This window comes from Pseudonocardia ammonioxydans (assembly GCF_900115005.1).
GTDB lineage: Bacteria > Actinomycetota > Actinomycetes > Mycobacteriales > Pseudonocardiaceae > Pseudonocardia > Pseudonocardia ammonioxydans.
This window is the reverse complement of sequence record NZ_FOUY01000003.1, coordinates 56,072-77,422: the sequence shown is the minus strand read 5'-3', so window position 1 is coordinate 77,422 and position 21,351 is coordinate 56,072. Positions and strand designations below refer to the sequence as shown.

Sequence of the window (21,351 nt, the reverse complement as noted above, 5' to 3'; positions counted from 1 at the left end):
CCGGCGGCCGATGTACGCAGAGTCACTTTTCGCAGGTCCTGACGGGGCCACCGGCGTAACGCGATGGAGTGGTCGCAGGGACAATCCAGGTGCACCACAACGGCGTGCCGGCCGGAGCGGCTCCCCGCTCCTCCCCTTCCCGAGACCCGGCCGGTCCCCCCGCCGCCCGAGGAGAGTGACAGCACGTGACGACGTCCCCGCCCCGCGCGTCCGGTCCGCCGGCGCCGGTCCCGGCCCCGCGGCCGGCCCGGTTCCCGGACCGGTTGCACCGCTTCTTCGAGGCCACCGTGGCCCGGGCCCCGGAAGCGGTCGCGCTGCAGGACGGCGCGCTGGAGCTGACCTACGCCGAGCTGGACGCGCGCTCCGTGCAGCTGGCCCGCCACCTGCAGGCGCGCGGTGCCGGGCCCGGGCGCCGGGTCGGCATCCTGCTGCACCGCAGCTGGCGGACCTACGCCGCGCTGCTGGCGGTGCTCAAGACCGGCGCCGCGTTCGTCCCGATCGACCCGGCCGCCCCGCCGGACCGGGTGGACTACATCCGCACCGACGCCGGGCTGGACCTGCTGGTCACGACCTCCGAGCTGGCCGTCGGCCTCCCGGAGGACGGGCTGGTCGAGCTGGACCGGTGCACCGAGGAGGTCGCGGCGCTGCCGCGGCACCCGCTCGAGCCGGTCCCGGACGGCGCCGCCCCGCAGGACGAGGGCACCGCGCCGCTCGCGTACATCATCTACACCTCGGGCTCGAGCGGGCGGCCGAAGGGCGTCGCCGTCGCGCACCCGAGCATCTGCAACTTCGTCCACCAGATCACCCGGGTCTACGACGTGCGCCCGTACGACCGCGTCTACCAGGGCATGACGATCTCCTTCGACTTCTCGATCGAGGAGATCTGGCCGACCTTCGCCGCCGGCGCCACGCTCGTCGTCGGGCCGACCGACTCGCGGCGCATCGGGGCCGAGCTGGGCGAGTTCCTGGCCGACACCGGCGTCACCGTGCTGTGCTGCGTACCGACCCTGCTGGCGACGATCCCGCGGGAGCTGCCCGCGTTGCGCACCCTGCTGGTCGGCGGGGAGGCCTGCCCGGCCGGGCTGGTGGAGCGCTGGGCGCGGCCGGGCCGGCGGATGCTCAACACCTACGGGCCGACCGAGGCCACGGTCACCGCGACCTGGGGCGAGCTGGAGCCCGGCCGCCCGGTGACGATCGGCCGCCCGGTCCCCAGCTACTCGGTGGTGATCCTGGACGACGCCCTGCGCGAGGTCGCGCACGGCGAGGTCGGCGAGATCTGCATCGGCGGGCCGGGCGTGGCCGTGGGCTACGTCAACCTGCCGGAGAGGACCGCGGACCGGTTCGTCCGCCACCCCGCCGCCCCGCCGGACGGCGACGGCCGGCTCTACCGCACCGGTGACCTCGGCCGGATCGACGAGGCCGGCGAGATCGTCTACCTGGGACGAGCCGACGACGAGGTGAAGATCCGCGGCCACCGGGTGGACCTGGGCGAGATCGAGAGCGTCGCGCTCGAGCGCCCGGACGTGGAGAGCGCGGTCGCCGCCCTGTCCGCCCCCGCCGACGGCGCCGGGGAGGAGCTCGCGATCTACCTGGTCGCCGCCGCCGGCCCCGGAGCCGAGGCCGGGGTGGACCGGGACACAGTCGACCGGGACGCGGTGCACGACCTGCTGCGCGCCCGGCTGCCCGAGTACATGGTCCCCGGCTACGTCGAGGTCCTCGACCGGCTGCCGATGATGCCCAGCGGGAAGGTGGACCGCCCGGCGCTGCCGGCGCCGTCCGGCCCGCGGATGGTCGTGGCCACCGGGCCGCTGGTGGAGCCCGCCACCGAGCTGGAGACCCGGGTCCGCGAGGTCCTCGCCGAGGCGCTCGGGCTGGACCCGGGCCAGGTCTCGGTCGAGGCCGACTTCTTCGACGAGCTCGGCGGGCACTCGCTGCTCGCCGCCCGGGTGGTGACGCTGCTGCGCGAGCGCGGGGTCGGCCGGACCCCGGCGGTGCGCGACCTCTACGAGCACCCCACGGTCCGCGGCCTGGCCGGCGCGCTCGACCCGGCGGGCGACGCCGCGGGCGCGGGTACCGGGGCGGTCCCGCCGCCCCCGCGCCCGGAGCCGCTGCGGCACTCGCGACGTCGCTACACCGCGGCCGGCGCGGCCCAGGCCGCGGCCCTGTTCGTCCTGATGCTGACGATGACGTTGCCCGCCGCCGGGGTGTACGCCTGGCACGACGGGCAGGTCGGGCCGGCCGCGCTGGCCCAGCTGGCCGTCGGTTCGACCGCGGTCTTCCTGCTGGTGCGCTGGCTGCTCGCGCCGCTGGCCGTCCGCGCGCTCACCGCGGGGATGCGCGCGGGCCAGTACCCCATGTGGGGCACCACGCACCTGCGGTTGTGGTCGGCCGACCTGCTGCTGGCGGTGTCCCCGCTGCCCGTGCTCTCCGGCGGCCCGCTCGCCCCCGCCTACCTGCGGCTGCTCGGTGCACGGGTCGGCCGGGACACCCACGTCGGTACCTCGGTGCTGTCCCTGCCGCGGATGCTGCAGGTCGACGACGAGGCCACCCTCGGCTACGGCGTGGCGCTGCGGCCCTGGACCTGCGCCGACGGGTGGGTCACGGTGGCGCCGATCGCGGTCGGCGCGCACGCCCACGTCGGTGCCGGCACGGTGGTCGAGCCGGGCGCGATGATCGGCGCGGACGCCGTGCTCGGCGAGCAGTCCGCGGTCGCGGCGGACCAGCTGGTCCCCCGCGGTGAGCACTGGGCGGGGTCGCCCTGCGTGCCCGACGCGGCCGACGCCGCGGTCGCCGAGCTGGCCGAGCACGGCCCGGCACCGTCCTGGACGCGGGCCCACCTGGGCGCCGCGGTCGGCGGCGTCCTCGCCCTGGAACTGACCGCGCTGGCCTCGCTGGTCCCGGCGGTGCTGCTGGTGTGGACCGCGCTGCTGCTGTTCGGCGGCGGGCCCGCGCTGGCCGCCGCGATCGTCGTCGGACCGGTGTTCGTGCTCACCGTGTGCGTGCTGGTCGCGGCCGGGCGGTGGGCCGTCATGCCGCGTACCGGGCCCGGCGTGTACCCGGCCCGCTCCGGGATCGGGCTGCGGAAGTGGTTCGGGGACAAGCTGCTCGAGATGAGCCTGGCCTACACCAACTCGCTGTACGCGACGCTGTACACGGTCGGCTGGCTCCGGCTGCTCGGCGCCCGCGTCGGTCGCGGCGCCGAGGTCTCGACCGCCTCGCACATCGACCCCGAGATGCTGACGATCTCGCCGGGCAGCTTCGTCGCCGACATGGCGAGCGTCGGCAGCGCGACGTTCCACCGGGGCTGGATGGTGCGGCGCCCGACGCTGGTCGGGCGGCGGGCGTTCGTCGGCAACGCCGCGGTCGTACCCGCCGGGTCCACCCTCGGCGACGAGTCGCTGGTCGGTGTCGCGACGGTGCCGCCCCGGTCCGGGGTGCCCGCGGACACCACCTGGCTCGGCTCCCCGGCGATGCACCTGCCGGTCCGGCAGGACTCGGGCGAGCAGCCCGAGCACCTGACGTTCCGGCCGTCGCGGGCCCGGGTCGCGGAGCGGCTGGGCATCGAGTTCCTGCGCGCCACGCTGCCCGCCTCGGTGATCGCGGTGTCGATCCACCTGTTCCTGCAGGGGGTCTCCGACGTGGCCCGCGGCGCGCCGTCCTGGGCCGTGGTGCTCGCCGCCCCCGCGCTCGCGCTGGGTACGGCGCTGCTGCTGGTGCTGGCCGTCGCGGCCCTGAAGTGGCTGGTGGTGGGCACCTACCGGCCGCGGGTCGAGCCGCTGTGGAGCCGGTTCGTGCGGCGCTCGGAGTTCGTGACCGGGCTCTACGAGGCCGCCGCCGTGCCGGCGCTGCTGACGATGCTGGCCGGGACCCCGCTGCTGCCGCCGCTGCTGCGGCTGATGGGGGCCCGGATCGGGCGGCGGACGTGCGTGTCCACCACCTACCTCACCGAGTTCGACCTGGTCGAGATCAGGGACGACGCCGTCGTCGGGCGGGACGTGTCGCTGCAGACGCACCTGTTCGAGGACCGGGTCATGAAGATGGCGGCGGTCCGGGTGGCCGAGGGCGCCACGGTCGGCGACCGGGCGATCGTGCTGTACGACGCCGTCGTCGGGCCGGGGGTGCGCCTGGAGCCGCTGTCGCTGGTGATGAAGGGCGAGCACCTGCCCGCCGGCGGCCGGTGGCGCGGCATCACCGCCCAGCCCGTGACCGACGCCGCCCCCGAGCCCGACGACCGCACGGCCGCGGTGGACCCGGAGGGGACGGTCGTCCTGCCCCGGGTGCTCCCGGAGCAGCGGACGGGCCGTGCCGACGAGCCGGCGCACGCAGGCCGCACGGTGCGGATCCGCTCGGTGGACGACACCCGGTCGGCCCCGCGGCTGGTCGGCAGCTCCACCTCCGGCCGGCACCGGATGACCCCGGCCCGGCAGCGCAGCGGCCCGCCGCGCCACGGTGGCGACCGCATGGCGGGCCGGTCCCGGCACCGGGTGGAGGAGCGGTGAGCCTGCGCGGTCTGCTGAGCCGGTTCCTCATGACCCCGGAGCGGGGCGATACAGCGCCGCAGCGGGGCGACGGCCCGCTCGCGCTGGTCTACCGCGGACCGGCGAGCGTGCCCGGCTGCCCCGAGTCGGTCGCGGCGCTGCTGGCCTCGGCCCGCCACGGGTTCGACGTCCGGTTCGTCGGCCCGCGCGAGGAGCTGGCGCTGAGCCCGGCCGTGCTGTCCGCGGCCACGCTGTACGCCCAGCCCGGCGGCGGCACCCTGGAGGCGGCCTGGCCGCGGGTGCGCCGGGTCCGCGGGCCGCTGCGCGAGCTCGTCGCGGGCGGCGGCCGCTACCTGGGCTTCTGCCTGGGCGGCTACCTCGCCGGTGCCACCCCCGGCTTCGGGCTGCTGCCCGGCGACACCGACCGGTGGATCGACAGCCGCGGCGCCACCGTCACCCACGACGGCGACGACCTGGTCCGCCTGGACTGGTCCGGTCGCGACCGCACCCTGTTCTTCCAGGACGGCCCACGTTTCCTGCTCGACGCGGGGACGGACGTCTCGGTCCTGGCCCGCTACCCGAACGACGAGGTCGCCGCGGCGGTGCTGCCGTTCGGCGCCGGGCGGGTCGGCGTCGTCGGCCCGCATCCCGAGGCCGGCCCCGACTGGTTCGACGACGCCGGCCTGCCCCGTACCGATGCCCGCGACCTCGGCCTCCAGCTGATCGACGAGGTGATGGCGTGAACCGCCCGCATCCCCCGCCCGACCCGGGCACCCTGCCCGCGATCCCCGTGCAGCGCTCCCCCGAGCAGCCGTCCGGGCCGGACCGCGACAGCGCCCCGGCCCGCACTGCCCCGACCCGCACTGCCCCGGCACACACTGCCCCGGCGCCCGCTGCCCGGACACCCAGCACCCCGGCACCGACCGCTCCGGGCCCGACCGCTCCGGCCCCGACCGCTCCGGCCCCGACCGCTCCGGCCCCGACCGCCCCGGCGATCGCGCCGGTCGACGGCCCGACCGTGCAGCTGCTCCCGGTCGCGGCACCGCCCGCCGGCTCGACGACATCGGTCGCACCGACACCGGCACCGCGACCCGGCCCGCGACCGGCGACCGGCCCCGTACCGGCGACGGACGGCGTCGGGACGCCCGGGACCGGGCCGGACGGCTCGAGCTCCGGCAACACCGGTTCCGGCGCCCTGGCGTCCGGCGGCTCGGCGTCCGGCGGCTCGGGATCCGGTGGCTCGGGATCCGGTAGCTCGGGGCTGCCCGGCAGCACCGGCAGGCCCGGCCGGCTGCTCGGCCTCGACGCGGCCCGCGGCATCGCCCTGTTCGGGATCATCGCCGTGCACGCGCTGGTCGAGTCCACCGACGACGGCGCCCCGACCCTGAACTACCTGATCTTCGGTGGGCGCTCGGCGGCGCTGTTCGCGCTCCTCGCCGGCGTCTCGCTGGCGTTCATGACCGGGCGTGCCCCGGTGCGGCGGGGACCGGAGCTGCGCTCGACCGCCGCGATGCTCGCCACCCGGGCGGCGGTCCTGCTGCTGCTCGCGCTGGCACTGAGCTGGACCGATCCCTCGATCGCCACGCTGATCCTGCCCTACTACGCGGTCGCGTTCGTGCTGGCGATCCCGCTCGTCGCGCTGCGCACCCGGGTGCTCGCCCCGCTGGCGGTGCTGCTGTGCCTCGGGGTGCCGGTGCTGTCGCACCTGGTGCGCCCGTACCTGCCGGCGACCGACCCGGGCCACCCGTCGGTGGTCGACCTGGTCACCGACCCGCTCGGGCTGCTGTCCGGGCTGGCCGTCACCGGCGCCTACCCGGCGGTGATCTGGCTGGCCTACATGGCGGTCGGGATCGTCGTCGGACGCCTGCGGCTGACCTCGGTCCGTACCGCGGCCACGCTGCTCGGCGGCGGTCTCGCAGCCGCGCTGGCCGCGACCGGGATCTCGATGCTGCTGCTGGGGCCCGGCGGCGGCTACGCCGCGATCGCGGCGGCCGGCCCGCCGGAGCTGGCGACCTTCGCACCGACGATCGCCGACGCCGTCGCCTACTACCCCGACGGCGTCACCCCGACGACGACGTGGTGGTGGCTGGCGACGGTCGCACCGCACTCGGGCACCCCGCTCGACCTCGTGCAGACCACCGGGTCGGCGCTGGCGGTGCTCGGCGCGGTGCTGCTGCTCACCGCGGTCACCACCCGCGGCGTGTCCACCGTGCTCGGGCACCTGCTGCGCCCGCTCGCCGCGGCCGGGTCGATGACGCTGACGTTCTACGTGGCCTCGGTGCTGTTCATGAACTCCCCGCTCGACACGTTCGAGCCGGTGCAGGGCTACCTCGTCCAGATCGCGGTCGCCGCGGCGGCCGGTCTCGCGTGGCGGCGGGCCGTCGGGCGCGGCCCGCTGGAGACGCTGGTGTCCGCGCCGTCGCGCACCGTGCGCGACCGGGTGCGTGCCCGGGCCGTCGGCCGCGATCGGGTGAGCTCAGCGACCGCGGGCCCCGCCCCGGTCGCCGGAGGGGCGGATCGGACCTAGCCTCGCGGCCATGATCGACCAGGCCCGGCGCTACCGCGGGTTCGCCGCGGCCGCGATCGTCCTCGCCGTGCTGGGCGGTTGCGCCGCCGGCGTCCCGGAGCCGGACCGCGCTCCGCCGCGGGAGGACCGCCCGGTCGTCGACGCCACCCTGGACATGGCGCCGGACCTGTCGTCGGCGACCGGGACGCAGACCGTGCGGTTCACCCCCGACGCCCGGATCTGTGAGCTGGTGTTCCGGCTCTGGGCCAACCGCCCGGCGACGGTCGAGGACGGCACCTCGTCGCGGGTCACCCGGGCGGCGGTGGACGGGACGGCGGTCACCCCGCGCACCGAGCAGGCCGGAGCTCCCGCCGGGGCGCCGGGCACGCTGGTCGAGCTCCCGCTGCCGTCCTGTGTGGACGCCGGCACGACGGTGACCGCCGAGCTCGGGTTCGACCTCACCCTCGGCGCCGACTCCACCGAGCGGATCGGCCACTCCCCCGCGGCCGGGACCGCGTGGCTCGGCACCCCGCTGCCGGTGCTCGCGTGGGTCCAGGGCCGCGGCTGGGCCCGGGACCCGGCGGTGCGGATGTCCGGCGAGACGGTCGTGTCCGAGGACGCCCGGATCGCCTCGCTGGCCGTCACCGCGGGCGCGGACCAGCAGGTCGCCGGCGTGGGCACCCCGACCGGCACCGCGCCCGCCGGACCGGGCCGCACCACGCACACGTTCACCGCCGAGGCACTGCGCGACGTCGCGGTCGCCGTCGGCGCCTACCGGATCACCGAGACGACCGTCGGGGCGACCCGGGTGCACATCGCGGTACCGGCCGCGGGCCGGGCCGGGGTCGGGCACGGCGGTGCACTGCGCGGCTCCGCCCAGGACTGGGCCGACGCCGTCGCCGAGCACCTGCCGCGCCTGGAGCGGCTGCTCGGGCCCTACCCGTACCCGGAGCTGTGGCTCACTGTCGTGCCCACCCAGAGCGACGGCGTCGAGTTCCCCACCCACCTGCAGTTCGGCGACGTCGCCGACGGCACCCGGGGGTCGCTGGCCGCCCACGAGCTCGCGCACATGTGGTTCTACTCGCTGGTCGGCAACGACCAGGGCCGCGACCCGTGGCTGGACGAGGCGTTCGCGACCTGGGCCCAGGCGCTGGTCGCCGGCCAGGTCGGCCAGTACCGGATCGCCGACTTCTCCCGCGGCGAGGACGGCCCGATCGGTGCCCCGATGGCATTCTGGGACCGGCGCGGCGGCGGCTTCTCCGACTACGTCACCGGCGTCTACGACCAGGGCGCCGCCGCCCTGCTCGAGGGCCGCCGGCGAGTGGGCGAGGAACGCTTCGACGCCGCGATGCGCGACTACGTGGCCACGCACGCGCACCGGGTCGCGGCACCGGGCGACGTCGAGCGGGCCTTCGCCGACCTGCCCGAGGTGCTCGAGGTACTCCGGGCCCACGGGGCCTTCGCCGGCTCCTGAGCGGGGCCGGCGGGCGGCGAGCCAGGCGCCGCACCGTCCGGACGCGACACACGTAACGCACCCCACGGCGGCTGGTCGCGCGCTCACCTTCTACGTACGGTAGAACTACTACTGAACGTAGAACTTCGCGGAAGGCGGGGCGCAGATGGACGCGTTGGACCTGGCGCGCTGGCAGTTCGGGGTCACGACGATCTACCACTTCCTGTTCGTGCCGCTCACGATCGGGCTCTCGGTCATCGTCGCCGCACTGCAGACCGCGTGGCACCGCACCGGCCGCGCCGAGTACCTGCGGGCCACGACGTTCTTCGGCAAGCTCTTCCTGATCAACTTCGCGATGGGCGTCGTCACCGGCATCGTCCAGGAGTTCCAGTTCGGGATGAACTGGAGCACCTACTCGACCTTCGTCGGCGACGTCTTCGGCGCCCCGCTGGCGATGGAGGCGCTCATCGCGTTCTTCCTGGAGTCGACCTTCATCGGTCTGTGGATCTTCGGGTGGGACCGGCTGCGCAAGGGGGTGCACCTGGCCTGCATCTGGGCCGCCGCGATCGGCTCGAACCTGTCGGCGTTCTTCATCCTCGCCGCGAACGCCTGGATGCGGAACCCGGTCGGCTTCGAGGTCGACGAGGCCACCGGGCGCGCCCGGCTCACCGACATCGGCGCCGTGCTGGGCAACCCGCAGGCCTGGTCGACCTACCTGCACGTGGTCGCGGCCGCGTTCGTCATCGCCGGCCTGTTCGTCGCGGCGGTGAGCGCGTGGAAGCTGCTGCAGGAACGGCGTGCGGCGCAGGAACCGGACCACACAGTGCACGAGCTGTTCCGCAAGAGCCTGCGCGCCGGGTTCCTGGTCACCGCGATCGCCGGCGCGCTCGTCGCGGTCTCCGGTGACCAGCAGGCCAAGCTGGCCACCCAGCACGAGCCGATGAAGATCGCCGCCGCCGAGGCCCTCTGGCAGACCGAGGAGTCCGCCGGGTTCTCGCTGTTCGCCGTCGGTGACATCGAGGGCAGCCGCAACCACATCAACCTGCAGATCCCCGGGGTGCTGAGCTTCCTCGCCACCGGCGACCCGTGGGGCACCGTGCAGGGCATCGAGAACGTCCAGGCCCAGTACGAGGCCTACTACGGCCCCGGGGACTACCGGCCCAACATCGCCGTCCTGTACTGGTCGTTCCGGCTGATGATGGGCCTGGGGCTCGCCGGGGTCGCGGTCTCGGTCGCCGGGCTGTGGCTGACCCGCCGGGGACGGCTGCCGCGCAGCCGGTGGATGTACCGGGTCGTCGTCGCGGCGCTGCCCGCCGCCCTGGCCGGCAACATCTTCGGCTGGATCCTCACCGAGATGGGCCGCCAGCCCTGGACGGTGCACGGCGAGCTGCTGACCGCGGCCAGCGTCTCCCCCGGCGTCAGCCTCGGCCAGGTCGCGTTCTCCCTCGCCGCGTTCACCCTCATCTACGGCGTGCTCGCGGTCGTGGAGGTCGGCCTGCTGTTCCGCTACGTCAAGGCCGGTCCCGGCCCGGCGGTGCCGGCCACCGACGACCCCGGTGCCGATGACGGCCCGGACTCCGGCGGGGCGCCGCCCGAGCCGGCCGAGCACCGCGAACCGGCGTTCACCTACTAGTCGGCACCGAGCTCCCAGGAGGAGATCATGGACCTGCCCACGGTGTGGTTCCTGGCCGTCGCCGTCCTCTGGACCGGTTACCTGGTCCTGGAGGGGTTCGACTTCGGCGTCGGGATGCTGGTGCGCCCCCTGAGCCGCACCGAGGACGACCGCGAGGTCGCCCTCGGCGCGATCGGCCCGGTGTGGGACGGCAACGAGGTCTGGCTGATCACCGCGGTCGGCGCGATGTTCGCGGCGTTCCCCGCCTGGTACGCGGCCACCTTCTCCGGGTTCTACCTGCCGGTGCTGCTCGTGCTGCTGGCGCTGATCCTGCGCGGGGTCGGGCTGGAGTACCGGCACAAGCGCGACGACGACGCCTGGCGGCTGCGGTGGGACGTCTGCATCGGCGTCGGGTCGCTGGTGCCCGCCTTCGTGTGGGGCATGGTGCTGGCCAACCTGGTCCGCGGCCTGCCCACCGTGGCCTCCGCGCCCGGCAACGGCGCGAACACCGTCGTCACCGCCTCGGTGGGCGAGCTGCTCAACGGCTACGCCCTGCTCGGCGGCGCGGTCACCACGGCACTGTTCCTGCTGCACGGCGCCGTGTTCCTCGCGCTGAAGACCGACGGCCCGGTCCGCCGCCGTGCCCGGCGGTTCGCCGTGCGGGCGGTCGTGCCGGTGCTGCTGCTGACCACGGCCTTCCTGACCGCCACGCTGGCCCTGCGCGATCCGTCCTGGACCACCCCGGTGGCCTGGGCGTCCGGGCTGGCGCTGGCAATCGCCGGGTTCGCCCTGCTCCTCGGCCGCGAGGGCTGGGCGTTCACCGCGACGGCCCTGGCCGTCGGCGGGTTGTCGGTCGTCCTGTTCGGCCAGCTCCACCCGGAGGTGCTGCCCTCGACGACCGACCCGGCGCACACACTCACCGTCGCCGGCGCGGCGTCGGCGCCGTACACGCTCACCGTGATGAGCTGGGTCGCCGTGGTGTTCCTGCCCCTGGTGCTGGCCTACCAGAGCTGGAGCTACTGGGTGTTCCGCAAGCGGCTCGGCGGCGAGCGGGTCGAGCCCCAGGTACCGGCGCCCCGATGACCGGCCCGGCGACGACCGGCCCTGCGACGACCGGCACTGGGGGGACCGGGCCCGCGTCCCGGGCGGGCGGCGGCCCACCGGTGGACCCGCGGCTGCTGCGGACCGCGAGCGCGGTGCGGGTGCACCTGCTGGTCGCCGCGGGCTGCGGGGTCGCGGCGACCGGGCTGATCCTGGCCCAGGCGTGGCTGGTGTCGCGCGTGGTCGCCGGCGCCACCCCGTCCTGGGGCACCGACGGGTCCTTCCTGGGCACCGGCGCCGGCCTGGACACCCTCGGCGGGCTGGTCGCGGCGGTGGCCGTGGTCGCGCTGGCCCGGGCGCTGCTGTCCTACGGCGCCGAGGCCGCGGCGCTGCGCAGCGCGGCACGCGCCAAGTCCCAGCTGCGGATGCGCCTGGTCCGCGCGCTCGCCACCGCGGCACCCGACCCGGCCCGCTCGACGGGGGAGATCGTCACCCTGGCCACCCGCGGGCTCGACGCGCTCGACGACTACTTCGCCCGCTACCTGCCGCAGCTGGTGCTGGCCGTGCTGGTCCCGGGCGCGGTGCTGGTCGTCGTCGCCGACGCCGACTGGATCTCCGCGATCGTCATCGGGGTGACGCTGCCGCTGATCCCGGTGTTCATGGTGCTGGTCGGGATGCACACCCGGGCCCGCACCGAGCGGCAGTGGCGGCTGCTGTCGCGGCTCGGCGGGCACTTCCTCGACGTGGTGCAGGGGCTGCCGACGCTCGCGCTGTTCCGGCGGGCCCGGGTCGTCGCCGGCAAGGTCCGTGAGACGACCGACGAGCACCGGCGGGCCACGATGGGGACGCTGCGGGTGGCGTTCCTGTCCGCGTTCGTCCTCGAGGTGCTCGCGACGCTCGCGGTGGCCCTGGTCGCCGTCGAGGTCGGGCTGCGGCTGCTCTACGGGAACCTGGACTACGCGACCGCGCTGTTCGTGCTGATCCTGGCCCCCGAGGCCTACCTGCCGCTGCGCGAGGTCGGCGCGCGCTTCCACGCCAGCATGGAGGGTGTCGCCGCCGCCCGGCAGGTGTTCGACGAGCTGGACCGGGCGGACCGGACCGGCGGGGCCGGCGCGACGGGAGGGACGGCCCCACCCCCGGCCCCCGCCCCGGCCGGGCGGGCGCTGCTCGTCGACGACCTGCGGGTCCGCTACCCGGGTGCGCCGGACGAGGCCCTCACCGGGCTGTCGCTGCACGTGCGGCCCGGGGAGTCGGTGCTGCTGCGCGGGCCGTCCGGCTCCGGGAAGTCGACGCTGCTGGGTGTGCTGCTGGGCTTCGTGGCCCCCACCGGAGGGACGGTGCGGGTGCCGACCGGCGATTCCGGTACCGGGACCGCCGCGCCCCCCGGGCTCGCCGAGCTCGACCCGGACGCCTGGCGGCGCGGGATCGCGTGGGTGCCCCAGCGGCCGCACCTGTTCGCCGGGTCGCTCGCCGACAACGTCCGCCTCGGGGAGCCGGAGGCCTCCGATGCCGCCCTGCACGCCGCGGCCCGCCGGGCCGGGCTGGACACCGTCGTCGAGCGCCTCCCGCAGGGCTGGGACACCCCGCTCGGCGAGGGCGGGGCCCGGCTGTCCTCCGGCGAGCGCCAGCGGGTGGCGCTGGCCCGGGCCTTCCTGCGCGACGCACCGCTGGTGCTGCTGGACGAACCGACCGCGCACCTCGACCCGGACTCCGCCGCCGCCGTGCGGGCCGCGGCCGCGGAGCTGCTGCGCGGGCGGACCGCCCTGGTCGTCGCGCACGACGCGGGCTGGGCCGGGCACACCGACCGCACCGTCCACATCGACCACGGCCGGCTCGCCGGCATCCCCGGCACCGGGTCCCCGGACCGCGCCGGCAGGGCCGGAGCCGCCGAGGTCTCCGTGACCGCGGACGCCGGTCCCGGGCCGGTCGGTCCGGGCGCCGCCACCGGCGGCCCCGCCACCATGGCGCGGGAGGTGCACCGGTGACCACCGGTACGTGGAACCTGGCGGGCGCCGTCCTGCGCCCACGGCTGCGCGGGGTGCTCGGCGGCGTGCTGCTCGGCGCGCTCGCCACCGCCTGCGGGGCGGGGCTGCTGTCGCTGGCCGCCTGGCTGATCGCCACCGCGGCCCAGCACCCGTCGGTGACGGCGCTGTCGGTCGCGGTCGTCCTGACCCGGGCGCTCGGGGTCGGCCGCGGCGTCGCGCGCTACGCCGAGCGGCTGGTCGGCCACGACGCCGCGCTGCGGGCGCTGGCCGACATGCGCAACCGGGTCTACGCCCGGCTCGCGGCCACCGAGCCGGTGCACCGGTTCCGGTCCGGTGACCTGGTGACACGGCTGGTCAGCGACACCGACTCGGTGCAGGACCTGGTGGTGCGCGCGGTCCTGCCGGTGGGCGCCGCCGCCGTGGTGGGCTCCGGCGCCGTGCTGCTGGCGACCGCGCTGCTCGTGCCCGGCGGGGTGCTGCTCGCGGCCGGGCTCCTGCTGGCCGGGGTCGCCGTCCCCGCCGTCGCCGCGGCGCTCTCGCGCGGGCCGGCCGAGCGCGCCGGGCGGGCCCGGGCCCGGCTCTCCACCGGGCTGGTCGACCTGCTCGACGGTGCCCCCGACCTGATCGCGTACGGCGCGACCGACCGGGCGGTGCGCGCGGTCGAACGGGCCGACACCGACCTGACCCGCACCGCCCGGCGCGACGCGGCCGTGCTCGGCCTGGGCGCGGGCGCCGGGGCGCTGGTCGCCGGGCTGACCCTCGCCGGGACGCTGCTGCTCGGTGTCGCCGCGGTCGACGCCGGCACGCTCGGCGCCGTCCCGATGGCCGTGCTCGTGCTGACCGCACTGGCCGCATTCGAGATCGTCGCCCCGCTCCCGGCGGCCGCCACGAAACTCGCCGCCGTGCGCGCCGGGCTGGCCCGGCTGCTGCCGGTGCTGTCCGCGGAGCCGGCGGTGCGCCACCGCGGACCGGGCCCCGCGCCGCTCCCCGGCCGGGGCGAGCTGCGGATCCGCGGGCTGCACGTCGCCCACCCCGAGCCGGACGGCACCCACGGTCCCCCGGTGCTCGCCGGGCTCGACCTCGACGTCGCCGCGGGCGAGCACGTCGCCCTCGTCGGCGCGAGCGGGTCGGGCAAGTCGACCCTGGCCTCGGTGCTGTTCCGGTTCCTGGACCCGCTGGCCGGGTCGGTCACCCTCGGCGGCCACGAGCTGACCACCCGCCCGCCGGACGAGGTGCGCCGGGTCGTCTCGGGGGTGCCCGCCGACCCGCACGTGTTCGACTCGACGGTGCGGGAGAACCTGCGCCTCGCGGTGCCGGCGGAGAACGGCCGGCCGGCGACCGATGCGGAGCTGGCCGCGGTGCTGGACCGGGTGGGGCTGTCCGGCCTGGGCCTCGACGACGAGGTCGGCGCGCACGGCGCCCGGCTCTCCGGCGGGATGCGCCGCCGGCTCGCGCTGGCCCGCGCGCTGCTCGTCGACCCGGCGGTGCTCGTGCTCGACGAGCCCACCGCCCACCTCGACCCGGACACCCGCGACGCCGTCCTCGACGACCTGCTGGCCGCCGCGGCCGGCCGCTCGGTGGTGTTGATCACCCACGATCCGGCCGTCCTCGAGCGCGTCCGCACCGTTCACACGCTGCGTGACGGGCGGTTGCACCGCCGGTACGGACCTGGTGACGGCCGCGGTGAACCGCGGCCCTACCCTGCTCCGAACACCTGAGTGGCGGTACCGGTGACGTCCGCGCACCGTCGGCCTCTCAGGAGGATCACAGCAGCCCGCTGCCACCCTGGGCGCCGGTCACGTCGCGACACGGTCTCGTCGGTGGCCGCGGAACGAGTCAGCGACGTTGTCCGAACGAGCCGGGTCGGTACGAGAGCCGCCGGAACCACCCGGCTCAGAACCACCCGGCCCGGGACGACCCGGCCCAGAACGTGAGGTCCCCACCCGTGCGAGCGTCACGCCGTCCCACTCCGACGACGTCCCCGCGGCGGCTGCTGCCGTCACCGTCGTCCGGATCGACCCCGCGCCGGGTGTCGGCGTCGGCCCTCCTGCTGGCCGGCCTGCTCGCCCTGGTCTCGTGCACCTCGGGCCCCGGTGGCCCGGGTACGGACCCGGCTCCGGCGTCCGGTCTGGAGGCCTCCGCCCGGGCCGTCGACCTCGAGCAGGGCTGGACCTGGGAGCAGCAGCCGGGCCCGATGGAGCTCGGTGTCACCCACACCCAGAACAGCCTCGACGACACCGAACCGGCCGCGGCCCGTCAGCGGGGCACCGACATCCTGTCCAGCCTGGGCAACGAGTACCAGAACCACCACCTCATGGGCTTCGGGACGCTGAACCCCGAGCCGGTGCCGGACCAGTACGAGTGGGGTTCGCTCGACCGCCGGATGCAGCTGACCGAGGAGACCGGCGGCAAGGCGATGCTCACGCTGTGCTGCGCGCCGGACTGGATGAAGGGCGGCCCGCCCGGGGTCACGGCCTGGGACAAGCTGGAGCGCCAGGTCCTGCCCGAGTTCTTCGACGACTACGCCGAACTCGCCAAGGAGGCCGTGCAGCGCTACCCGCAGGTCGACCGGGTCCTCGTGTGGAACGAGCTCAAGGGCTTCTACCACGAGGAGGAGAACCGCTGGGACTACGAGGGCTACACCGAGCTCTACAACAAGGTCTACGAGGCGGTGAAGTCGGTCCGGCCCGACGTGCAGGTGGGCGGCCCGTACGTGGTGATGAGCAGCGTCGCGCCGGACTCGCCGGACGCCTCCCCGATCCGCGGGCCGTGGGGGGCGCTGGACCAGCGCCCGCTCGACGTCCTCGACTACTGGCTGGCCAACAACGTCGGTGCGGACTTCATGGTCGTCGACGGCGCGACGACCAACCGCGGCCAGCAGGACGCGATCTCCCCGGTCGACGTCGGGGCCGACAAGTTCGCGGTGATCAACCGCTGGATCCAGGAGCGGACCCAGCTGCCGATCTGGTGGGCGGAGTTCTACGCCAACGTCCCGGCCGACGCCCAGGCCGGCTACGGCACCCCGGCCAGCGCGGTGTCCACCCTGGCGGTGCTGCAGGCGATGGCCCGCTCCGGCACCCAGGGCGCCCTGCTGTGGGGCCCGGAGGGCAGCGAGGACCTGGAGTACTCGTCGCTGTGGAGCCCGGCCACCGAGGAGGACGGCGGGCAGCCGACCCCGCTGACCGACGCCTGGCGCTGGCTGGTCCCGAAGCTGCGCGAGGGTGACGTCGAGCTGGGCCGCGCGCAGGGCTCCTCGCTCGCCGCGTTCCGCTCCGCCGACGGTGCGGTGCTGATGATGAACCTCAGTGCCGACCCGGTCCCGGTGCCGGGCCAGGAGGACATCCCCGGCTGGGCGATCGTCCCGATGGAGAGCACCACCTGACGACCCCTCCGGAGCCCAGGACGGGGCCGGCCCACACCGTGGGTCGGCCCCGTCCGTCGTCGGTGCCCGCTCAGGTCTTCGGGCCGCCGGCGACGTAGATGACCTGGCCGCTCACGAACGACGACCGCTCGTCGGTGAAGAACGACACCGTGTTGGCGATGTCCTCGACCACACCCGGGCGCTGCACCGGGATCTCCTTGGCGCGGGCGGTCTTGAAGTCCTCCCAGTCCACGCCGAGCCGCTCGGCGGTCGCCTTGGTCATCTCGGAGGCGATGAAGCCCGGGGCGATGCAGTTCGCCGTGATGCCGAACTTGCCCAGCTCGATCGCCAGGGTCTTGGTGAAGCCCTGCAGCCCGGCCTTGGCGGCCGAGTAGTTCGCCTGGCCGCGGTTACCCAGCGCCGAGGTCGACGACAGGTTCACCACCCGGCCCCACGCCGCGTCGACCATGTGCTTCTGCACGGCCCGGGTCATCAGGAACGACCCGCGCAGGTGCACGCCCATGACGGCGTCCCAGTCGTCCTCGGACATCTTGAACAGCAGGTTGTCCTTGGTGATCCCGGCATTGTTGACCAGGATCGTCGGGGCGCCGAGCCGCTCGGCCACCGCGCCCACTGCCTGCTCCACGGCCGCGGAGTCGGCCACGTTCGCGCCGAACGCCGCGGCGGTGCCGCCGGCGCCCTCGATGGCCTCGACGGTCGCCTTGGCCGCCGACTCCTCCAGGTCCAGCACGGCCACCTTGTGCCCGTCGGCCGCGAGCCGGACGGCCGTCGCCGCCCCGATCCCGCGTGCTCCGCCCGTCACGATGGCGGTCCTCTGCTGCTGGGTCATGTCTCTCCTCGCGTTCTCGGTCATCGCCGGTGATACCGGAGTCGATCGTGTCACCCGCCACCCGTGGTTGGGCAGGCGAGTGTGCGGCATTGCTCACCCCGCCCGGGGACCACGTGTTCGACTACCGTCGAGGTGTCCGTTGTTCCCGATCCGGAGGTCCTTCTATGGCCGTAGAGCGTTCCGCACCGTCCTTCCGGCTCGCGCTGCCGGAACCCACCACGAACTACGAGCAGGACACCGAGTACTGCGTCCTCGACACCGGGACCGGGTGGACCGAGTACCGGTTCCACGACTACGACGAGCTCTTCAAGGTCCCCGGGCTCTACGAGAAGCTGTTCTACGAGATCCTGCAGTGCCAGTCCCCGCCCGTGGTCTGCGACCTGCTGGCCGAGCAGCTCACCGCGGAGCGGGTCGACCCGTCCGGGCTGCGGGTGCTCGACGTCGGCGCCGGCAACGGCATCGTCGCCGAGGAGCTCCGCAACCGCGGCATCGGCAAGGTCGTCGGCGTCGACATCATCCCGGAGGCCCGCGACGCCGCCGAGCGCGACCGGCCCGGGGTCTACGACGACTACCACGTGCTCGACCTCACCGCCCTCAACGAGGACCGGGCGTCGGCGATCGCCTCGGGCGGCTTCGACGCGATGACGTGCGTGGCGGCGCTCGGCTTCGGCGACATCCCGCCGGAGGCGTTCCGGGCGGCGTTCGACATGGTCGCGGTCGACGGCTTCGTGGCCATCACGCTGCGCGACGACTTCCTGTCCGACGGCGACACCACCGGCTTCGCCGGACTGATCAACTCCATGCTGGCGTCCGGGGAGCTCGAGCAGCTGGGTTCCACCGTCTACCGGCACCGGCTCGCGACGAGCCGGGACCCGTTGCTGTACCGGGCCGTCGTGGCCCGCAAGCACCGCCCGCGGGCGTAGCGAGATCGGCGCCCGCGTCGGACGCGACGAGGCGATCGACGCGGGCGCGAGCGCACCGCCGGGCTCGGCCGCACCGGCGCCCGATCCGGCCGGTTAGGGTCACGACCGTGAGCGTGATGGAGCGATTCCGACTGGACGGCAAGGTCGCCGTGGTCACCGGTGCCTCGTCCGGGCTGGGTGTGGCCTTCGCCCGGGGCCTGGCCGAGGCCGGGGCCGACGTGGTGCTCGGTGCCCGGCGCGCCGACCGGCTCGCCGACACCGTGAAGCTGGTCGAGGCCACCGGACGACGGGCCGTCGCCGTCGCCACCGACGTGGCCGACCCCGACGACTGCACGGCACTCGCCCAGGCCGCGATCGACGAGTTCGGCCGGCTCGACGTGCTGGTCAACAACGCCGGGATCGGCACCGCCGTCCCCGCGCTGAAGGAGACCCCGCAGCAGTTCACCCAGGTCGTCGACGTCAACCTCAACGGCAGCTACTGGATGGCGCAGGCGTGCGGGGCCCGCATGGAGCCGGGGTCGAGCATCATCAACATCTCGAGCATCCTCGGGCTGACCACCGCCGCGCTGCCGCAGGCGGCGTACTCGGCGTCCAAGGCGGCCGTCATCGGGCTGACCCGGGACCTGGCCCAGCAGTGGGCCCAGCGCCGCGGCATCCGGGTCAACGCGATCGCCCCCGGCTTCTTCGCCTCCGAGATGACCGACCAGTACAAGCCGGGCTACCTGGAGAAGATGGCCGAGCGGATCCCGATGGCCCGCACCGGCGACCCGGAGGAGCTCACCGCGGCCGTGGTGTTCCTGGCCTCCGACGCGGGCGGCTACGTCACCGGGCAGACCCTCGCCGTCGACGGCGGGATCACGATCACCTGAGTTCGTGCGGGGCCGGGCCCCCGGCCCCGCCCTCCCGTTCCGCTCGCTGTCCGTGGCCCCGCGTCTCGAGCGCACGGGCAGCGTGCCGGCCGAGCGCGGCGAGCCGGCCGACCGTGGGCCGGGAGCGGAACGACTGCTCGGGTCCGATCAGTGCGACAGCCGCCTCGGTCGTCAGGAGCCGCCGTACCGGCGTCGCGAGGGAAGCGGTCCCGTTGATCACTTGCCCGAACTCCAGGGCGTAGCCGTCGTCCCGGGCACGGGCGATGCGGGTGGCGAGATCGTCCCCGCCCCGGCCCGTCCCACGGTGTGGCTGATCGTGCCGGCTCGCGGCGATGACGATCCCGCCTGCTCCGTGGTGGGAGAAGGTGCTGCCCCGGCGCGTCCAGAAGTCCACGGCGCCGCGCGGTTCAGCACGATCGACGTGCACCACGCCCCGCTCGGTGGGGAACACGAGCGCCACCGTGAGCCCGACCTCGGCCGACAGATCACGAAGGATCGGGCGGGCGACCGCTCGCAGGGCCTGCCGCTCCGCCGTGAGCTGGCCCCATTCGTACAGCCGCAGGCCCAGCACGTAGCGGCCGGACTCCGCCTCCTGCTCCACCAGACCTGCCCTGCGCAGCGTGGCGAGCAGGCGGGCCGCCGTGCTCTTGGCCGTCCCGATCCGGTGTGCGACCTCGGTGACGCCAAGCTCCTCGGACTCCTCGAAACACTCGAGCACCGCCAGAGCACGGGTGACCGAGGCCACGTCTCCGCCGGACGGTCGAGCCGAGGTCATCGCAGCATCCTCCCCGGGGTCCGGCCGGCGGGCCCCTCGCCGAGCAGACGACCTGCACAGCGATAGCACATCTCGTCCTCCACGACACTGCCGTTGCGCGATGGCGAACAGAACTCCCCGGGCGCCTGCCCCGCGCCTACGGTCCCCAGCGTCGATCTCGTAACGGTCGATCTCGTCAAGGGTCGATCTCGTGAGGGGAAGTCCGTATGTGCACGTTGTGTGGGTCGAACGAGCGGGTCCCAGGCAGCCGGGGAGTCACTCGGCGCTCCGTGCTCGGGGCGTTGGGGGGCCTGACCGCGCTCGGCGGGCTCGTGGGGTGTTCGGGGAGCTCGATCGCGGCCGGCACCGCGACCTCGACAGCGGCCGCTCCGGAACGGAGCAGGTTGTCGGTCGTGCTCCTCGGTACCCAGGCGGGGCCGCCGGTCGACCCGGGCCGGGCCGGTATCGCCACCGCGCTCGTCGTCGACGACGCGACCTACGTCATCGACTGCGGCAGGGCCGCGACGACCCGTTACGTCGAGGCCGGACTCCGCCTCGACTCGCTGCGCGGGATCTTCCTCACCCATCTGCACGCCGACCACATCGCCGACTACTACAACTTCTTCCTGCTCGGTGGGCACATCAAGAACATCCTGGGCGACACCCTCGCCGGACCGGTCCCGGTGTACGGCCCCGGTCCCGCCGGCGGTCTGCCGCCCAAGTTCGGGGGCGGGACCGCGCCGACCGTCGCACCGGAATCGCCTGCACCCGGCACCGCGGAGATGACGGCGCGCCTCCACGAGGCGTACGCCTACAGCGACAACATCTTTCTGCGCGACATGACCATCCGCGACATTCGCGCACTCGCCGAGGTCCACGAGATCGCGCTCCCCCCGGTGGGTGCGGGGCATCGGAACACCTCGCCGCCCACACCACCGTTCCCCGTCATGGAGGACGACCGGGTGAAGGTCACGGCAACTCTGGTCCCGCACGGGCCGGTCTTCCCCTCGTTCGCGTTCCGGTTCGACACCGACCACGGTTCGGTGACGTTCTCCGGCGACACCCGGACGACCGACAACCTCACGACCCTTGCCCGAGGCACCGACATGCTCGTCCACGAGGCGATCAACGTCCGTGACGTCGAGCTACCACCGGCCGACCTCACGCACATGCTCGAGTCCCACGTCGAGGTACAGGAGGTGGGCGCCGTCGCACAGCAGGCGGACGCCGGCAGGCTCGTGCTCTCCCACATCTCGAATCTCGGTTCCCCGGTCGACCCGGCACGGTGGGAGCAGATGGCCGCTGTGGGCTACGACCGCCCGGTGATCGTCGGCGCCGATCTGCAACGACTGGTCATCGCCTGACCGCGATCGTCGGCCGGCCGCCCCTCGACGGCGGGATCACGATCACCTGAGCGGCTGCGGGGAGGGTTGGTCGGCGGTGCACCACCCGCTAGCGTGATCGTCGACACCCCTCCCCCGCCCCACGCGCCGACGCCGTCGCGTGAGAGGAGCCGCCA

The 21,351-nt window shown here is 74.9% G+C and carries 14 protein-coding genes; 12 read left to right on the top strand and 2 right to left on the bottom strand.

All coding sequences use genetic code 11. From position 1 onward, the window contains the following. The first annotated feature begins 185 nt into the window (after positions 1-185). The 9 genes from BM093_RS04670 to BM093_RS04630 all read left to right on the top strand — a co-directional run bounded on the left by BM093_RS04670 (position 186) and on the right by BM093_RS04630 (position 16,457). Positions 186-4,499 carry a Pls/PosA family non-ribosomal peptide synthetase gene (locus BM093_RS04670; RefSeq protein ID WP_218162659.1) on the top strand — a complete coding sequence of 1,438 codons (4,314 nt, stop codon included), beginning with the start codon at positions 186-188 and terminating at the stop codon, positions 4,497-4,499. Continuing rightward, positions 4,496-5,221, top strand: a complete 726-nt coding sequence (locus BM093_RS04665; RefSeq protein ID WP_245773302.1) for a BPL-N domain-containing protein — start codon at positions 4,496-4,498, stop codon at positions 5,219-5,221. The genes BM093_RS04670 and BM093_RS04665 overlap by 4 nt, the downstream gene beginning before the upstream one ends. Beyond that, positions 5,218-7,005, top strand: coding sequence for a heparan-alpha-glucosaminide N-acetyltransferase domain-containing protein (locus BM093_RS04660; RefSeq protein WP_093337705.1), 1,788 nt, complete (start codon positions 5,218-5,220; stop codon positions 7,003-7,005). Before BM093_RS04665 ends, BM093_RS04660 begins: the two co-directional genes overlap by 4 nt. Positions 7,006-7,015: 10 nt before the next feature. After that, positions 7,016-8,458 carry a M1 family aminopeptidase gene (locus tag BM093_RS04655; protein WP_093337703.1) on the top strand — a complete coding sequence of 481 codons (1,443 nt, stop codon included), beginning with the start codon at positions 7,016-7,018 and terminating at the stop codon, positions 8,456-8,458. Between the two features lie 145 nt (positions 8,459-8,603). Further along, positions 8,604-10,070 (top strand): cytochrome ubiquinol oxidase subunit I, encoded by a 1,467-nt coding sequence (locus tag BM093_RS04650; RefSeq protein ID WP_093337701.1) that lies wholly within the window; start codon positions 8,604-8,606, stop codon positions 10,068-10,070. 27 nt (positions 10,071-10,097) lie between these two features. Next, a complete protein-coding gene (gene cydB, locus BM093_RS04645) occupies positions 10,098-11,132 on the top strand; it encodes a cytochrome d ubiquinol oxidase subunit II (protein WP_093337698.1) in 1,035 nt (344 codons plus the stop codon). Beyond that, complete coding sequence (gene cydD / locus BM093_RS04640) at positions 11,129-13,075, top strand: thiol reductant ABC exporter subunit CydD (RefSeq protein ID WP_093337696.1); 1,947 nt, start codon at positions 11,129-11,131, stop codon at positions 13,073-13,075. The genes cydB and cydD overlap by 4 nt, the downstream gene beginning before the upstream one ends. Beyond that, entirely contained in the window at positions 13,072-14,793 is a 1,722-nt protein-coding gene (cydC, locus tag BM093_RS04635; protein WP_093337694.1) for a thiol reductant ABC exporter subunit CydC, read from the top strand. Before cydD ends, cydC begins: the two co-directional genes overlap by 4 nt. A gap of 311 nt (positions 14,794-15,104) precedes the next feature. Continuing rightward, positions 15,105-16,457: a GH39 family glycosyl hydrolase gene (locus tag BM093_RS04630; protein ID WP_093337692.1), complete on the top strand. Its 1,353-nt coding sequence runs from the start codon at positions 15,105-15,107 to the stop codon at positions 16,455-16,457. Between the two features lie 70 nt (positions 16,458-16,527). Here BM093_RS04630 and fabG read toward each other — a convergent pair whose 3' ends face one another. Continuing rightward, on the bottom strand, positions 16,528-17,286 hold the full coding sequence (gene fabG / locus BM093_RS04625; protein WP_093337690.1) for a 3-oxoacyl-ACP reductase FabG: 759 nt from the start codon (positions 17,284-17,286) through the stop codon (positions 16,528-16,530). A gap of 164 nt (positions 17,287-17,450) precedes the next feature. Between fabG and BM093_RS04620 the strand changes: the two genes are divergently transcribed. Beyond that, complete coding sequence (locus BM093_RS04620; protein WP_093337688.1) at positions 17,451-18,209, top strand: class I SAM-dependent DNA methyltransferase; 759 nt, start codon at positions 17,451-17,453, stop codon at positions 18,207-18,209. Between the two features lie 107 nt (positions 18,210-18,316). After that, complete coding sequence (locus BM093_RS04615) at positions 18,317-19,078, top strand: SDR family NAD(P)-dependent oxidoreductase (RefSeq protein ID WP_093337685.1); 762 nt, start codon at positions 18,317-18,319, stop codon at positions 19,076-19,078. Here the strand turns inward: BM093_RS04615 and BM093_RS04610 are convergent. Further along, positions 19,071-19,853 (bottom strand): IclR family transcriptional regulator, encoded by a 783-nt coding sequence (locus BM093_RS04610; RefSeq protein ID WP_093337683.1) that lies wholly within the window; start codon positions 19,851-19,853, stop codon positions 19,071-19,073. The two genes, BM093_RS04615 and BM093_RS04610, sit on opposite strands and share 8 nt — an antisense overlap. Positions 19,854-20,245: 392 nt before the next feature. Here BM093_RS04610 and BM093_RS04605 point away from each other — a divergent pair, with 392 nt between their 5' ends. Continuing rightward, complete coding sequence (locus BM093_RS04605; RefSeq protein WP_218162658.1) at positions 20,246-21,196, top strand: MBL fold metallo-hydrolase; 951 nt, start codon at positions 20,246-20,248, stop codon at positions 21,194-21,196. Positions 21,197-21,351 lie beyond the last annotated feature (155 nt).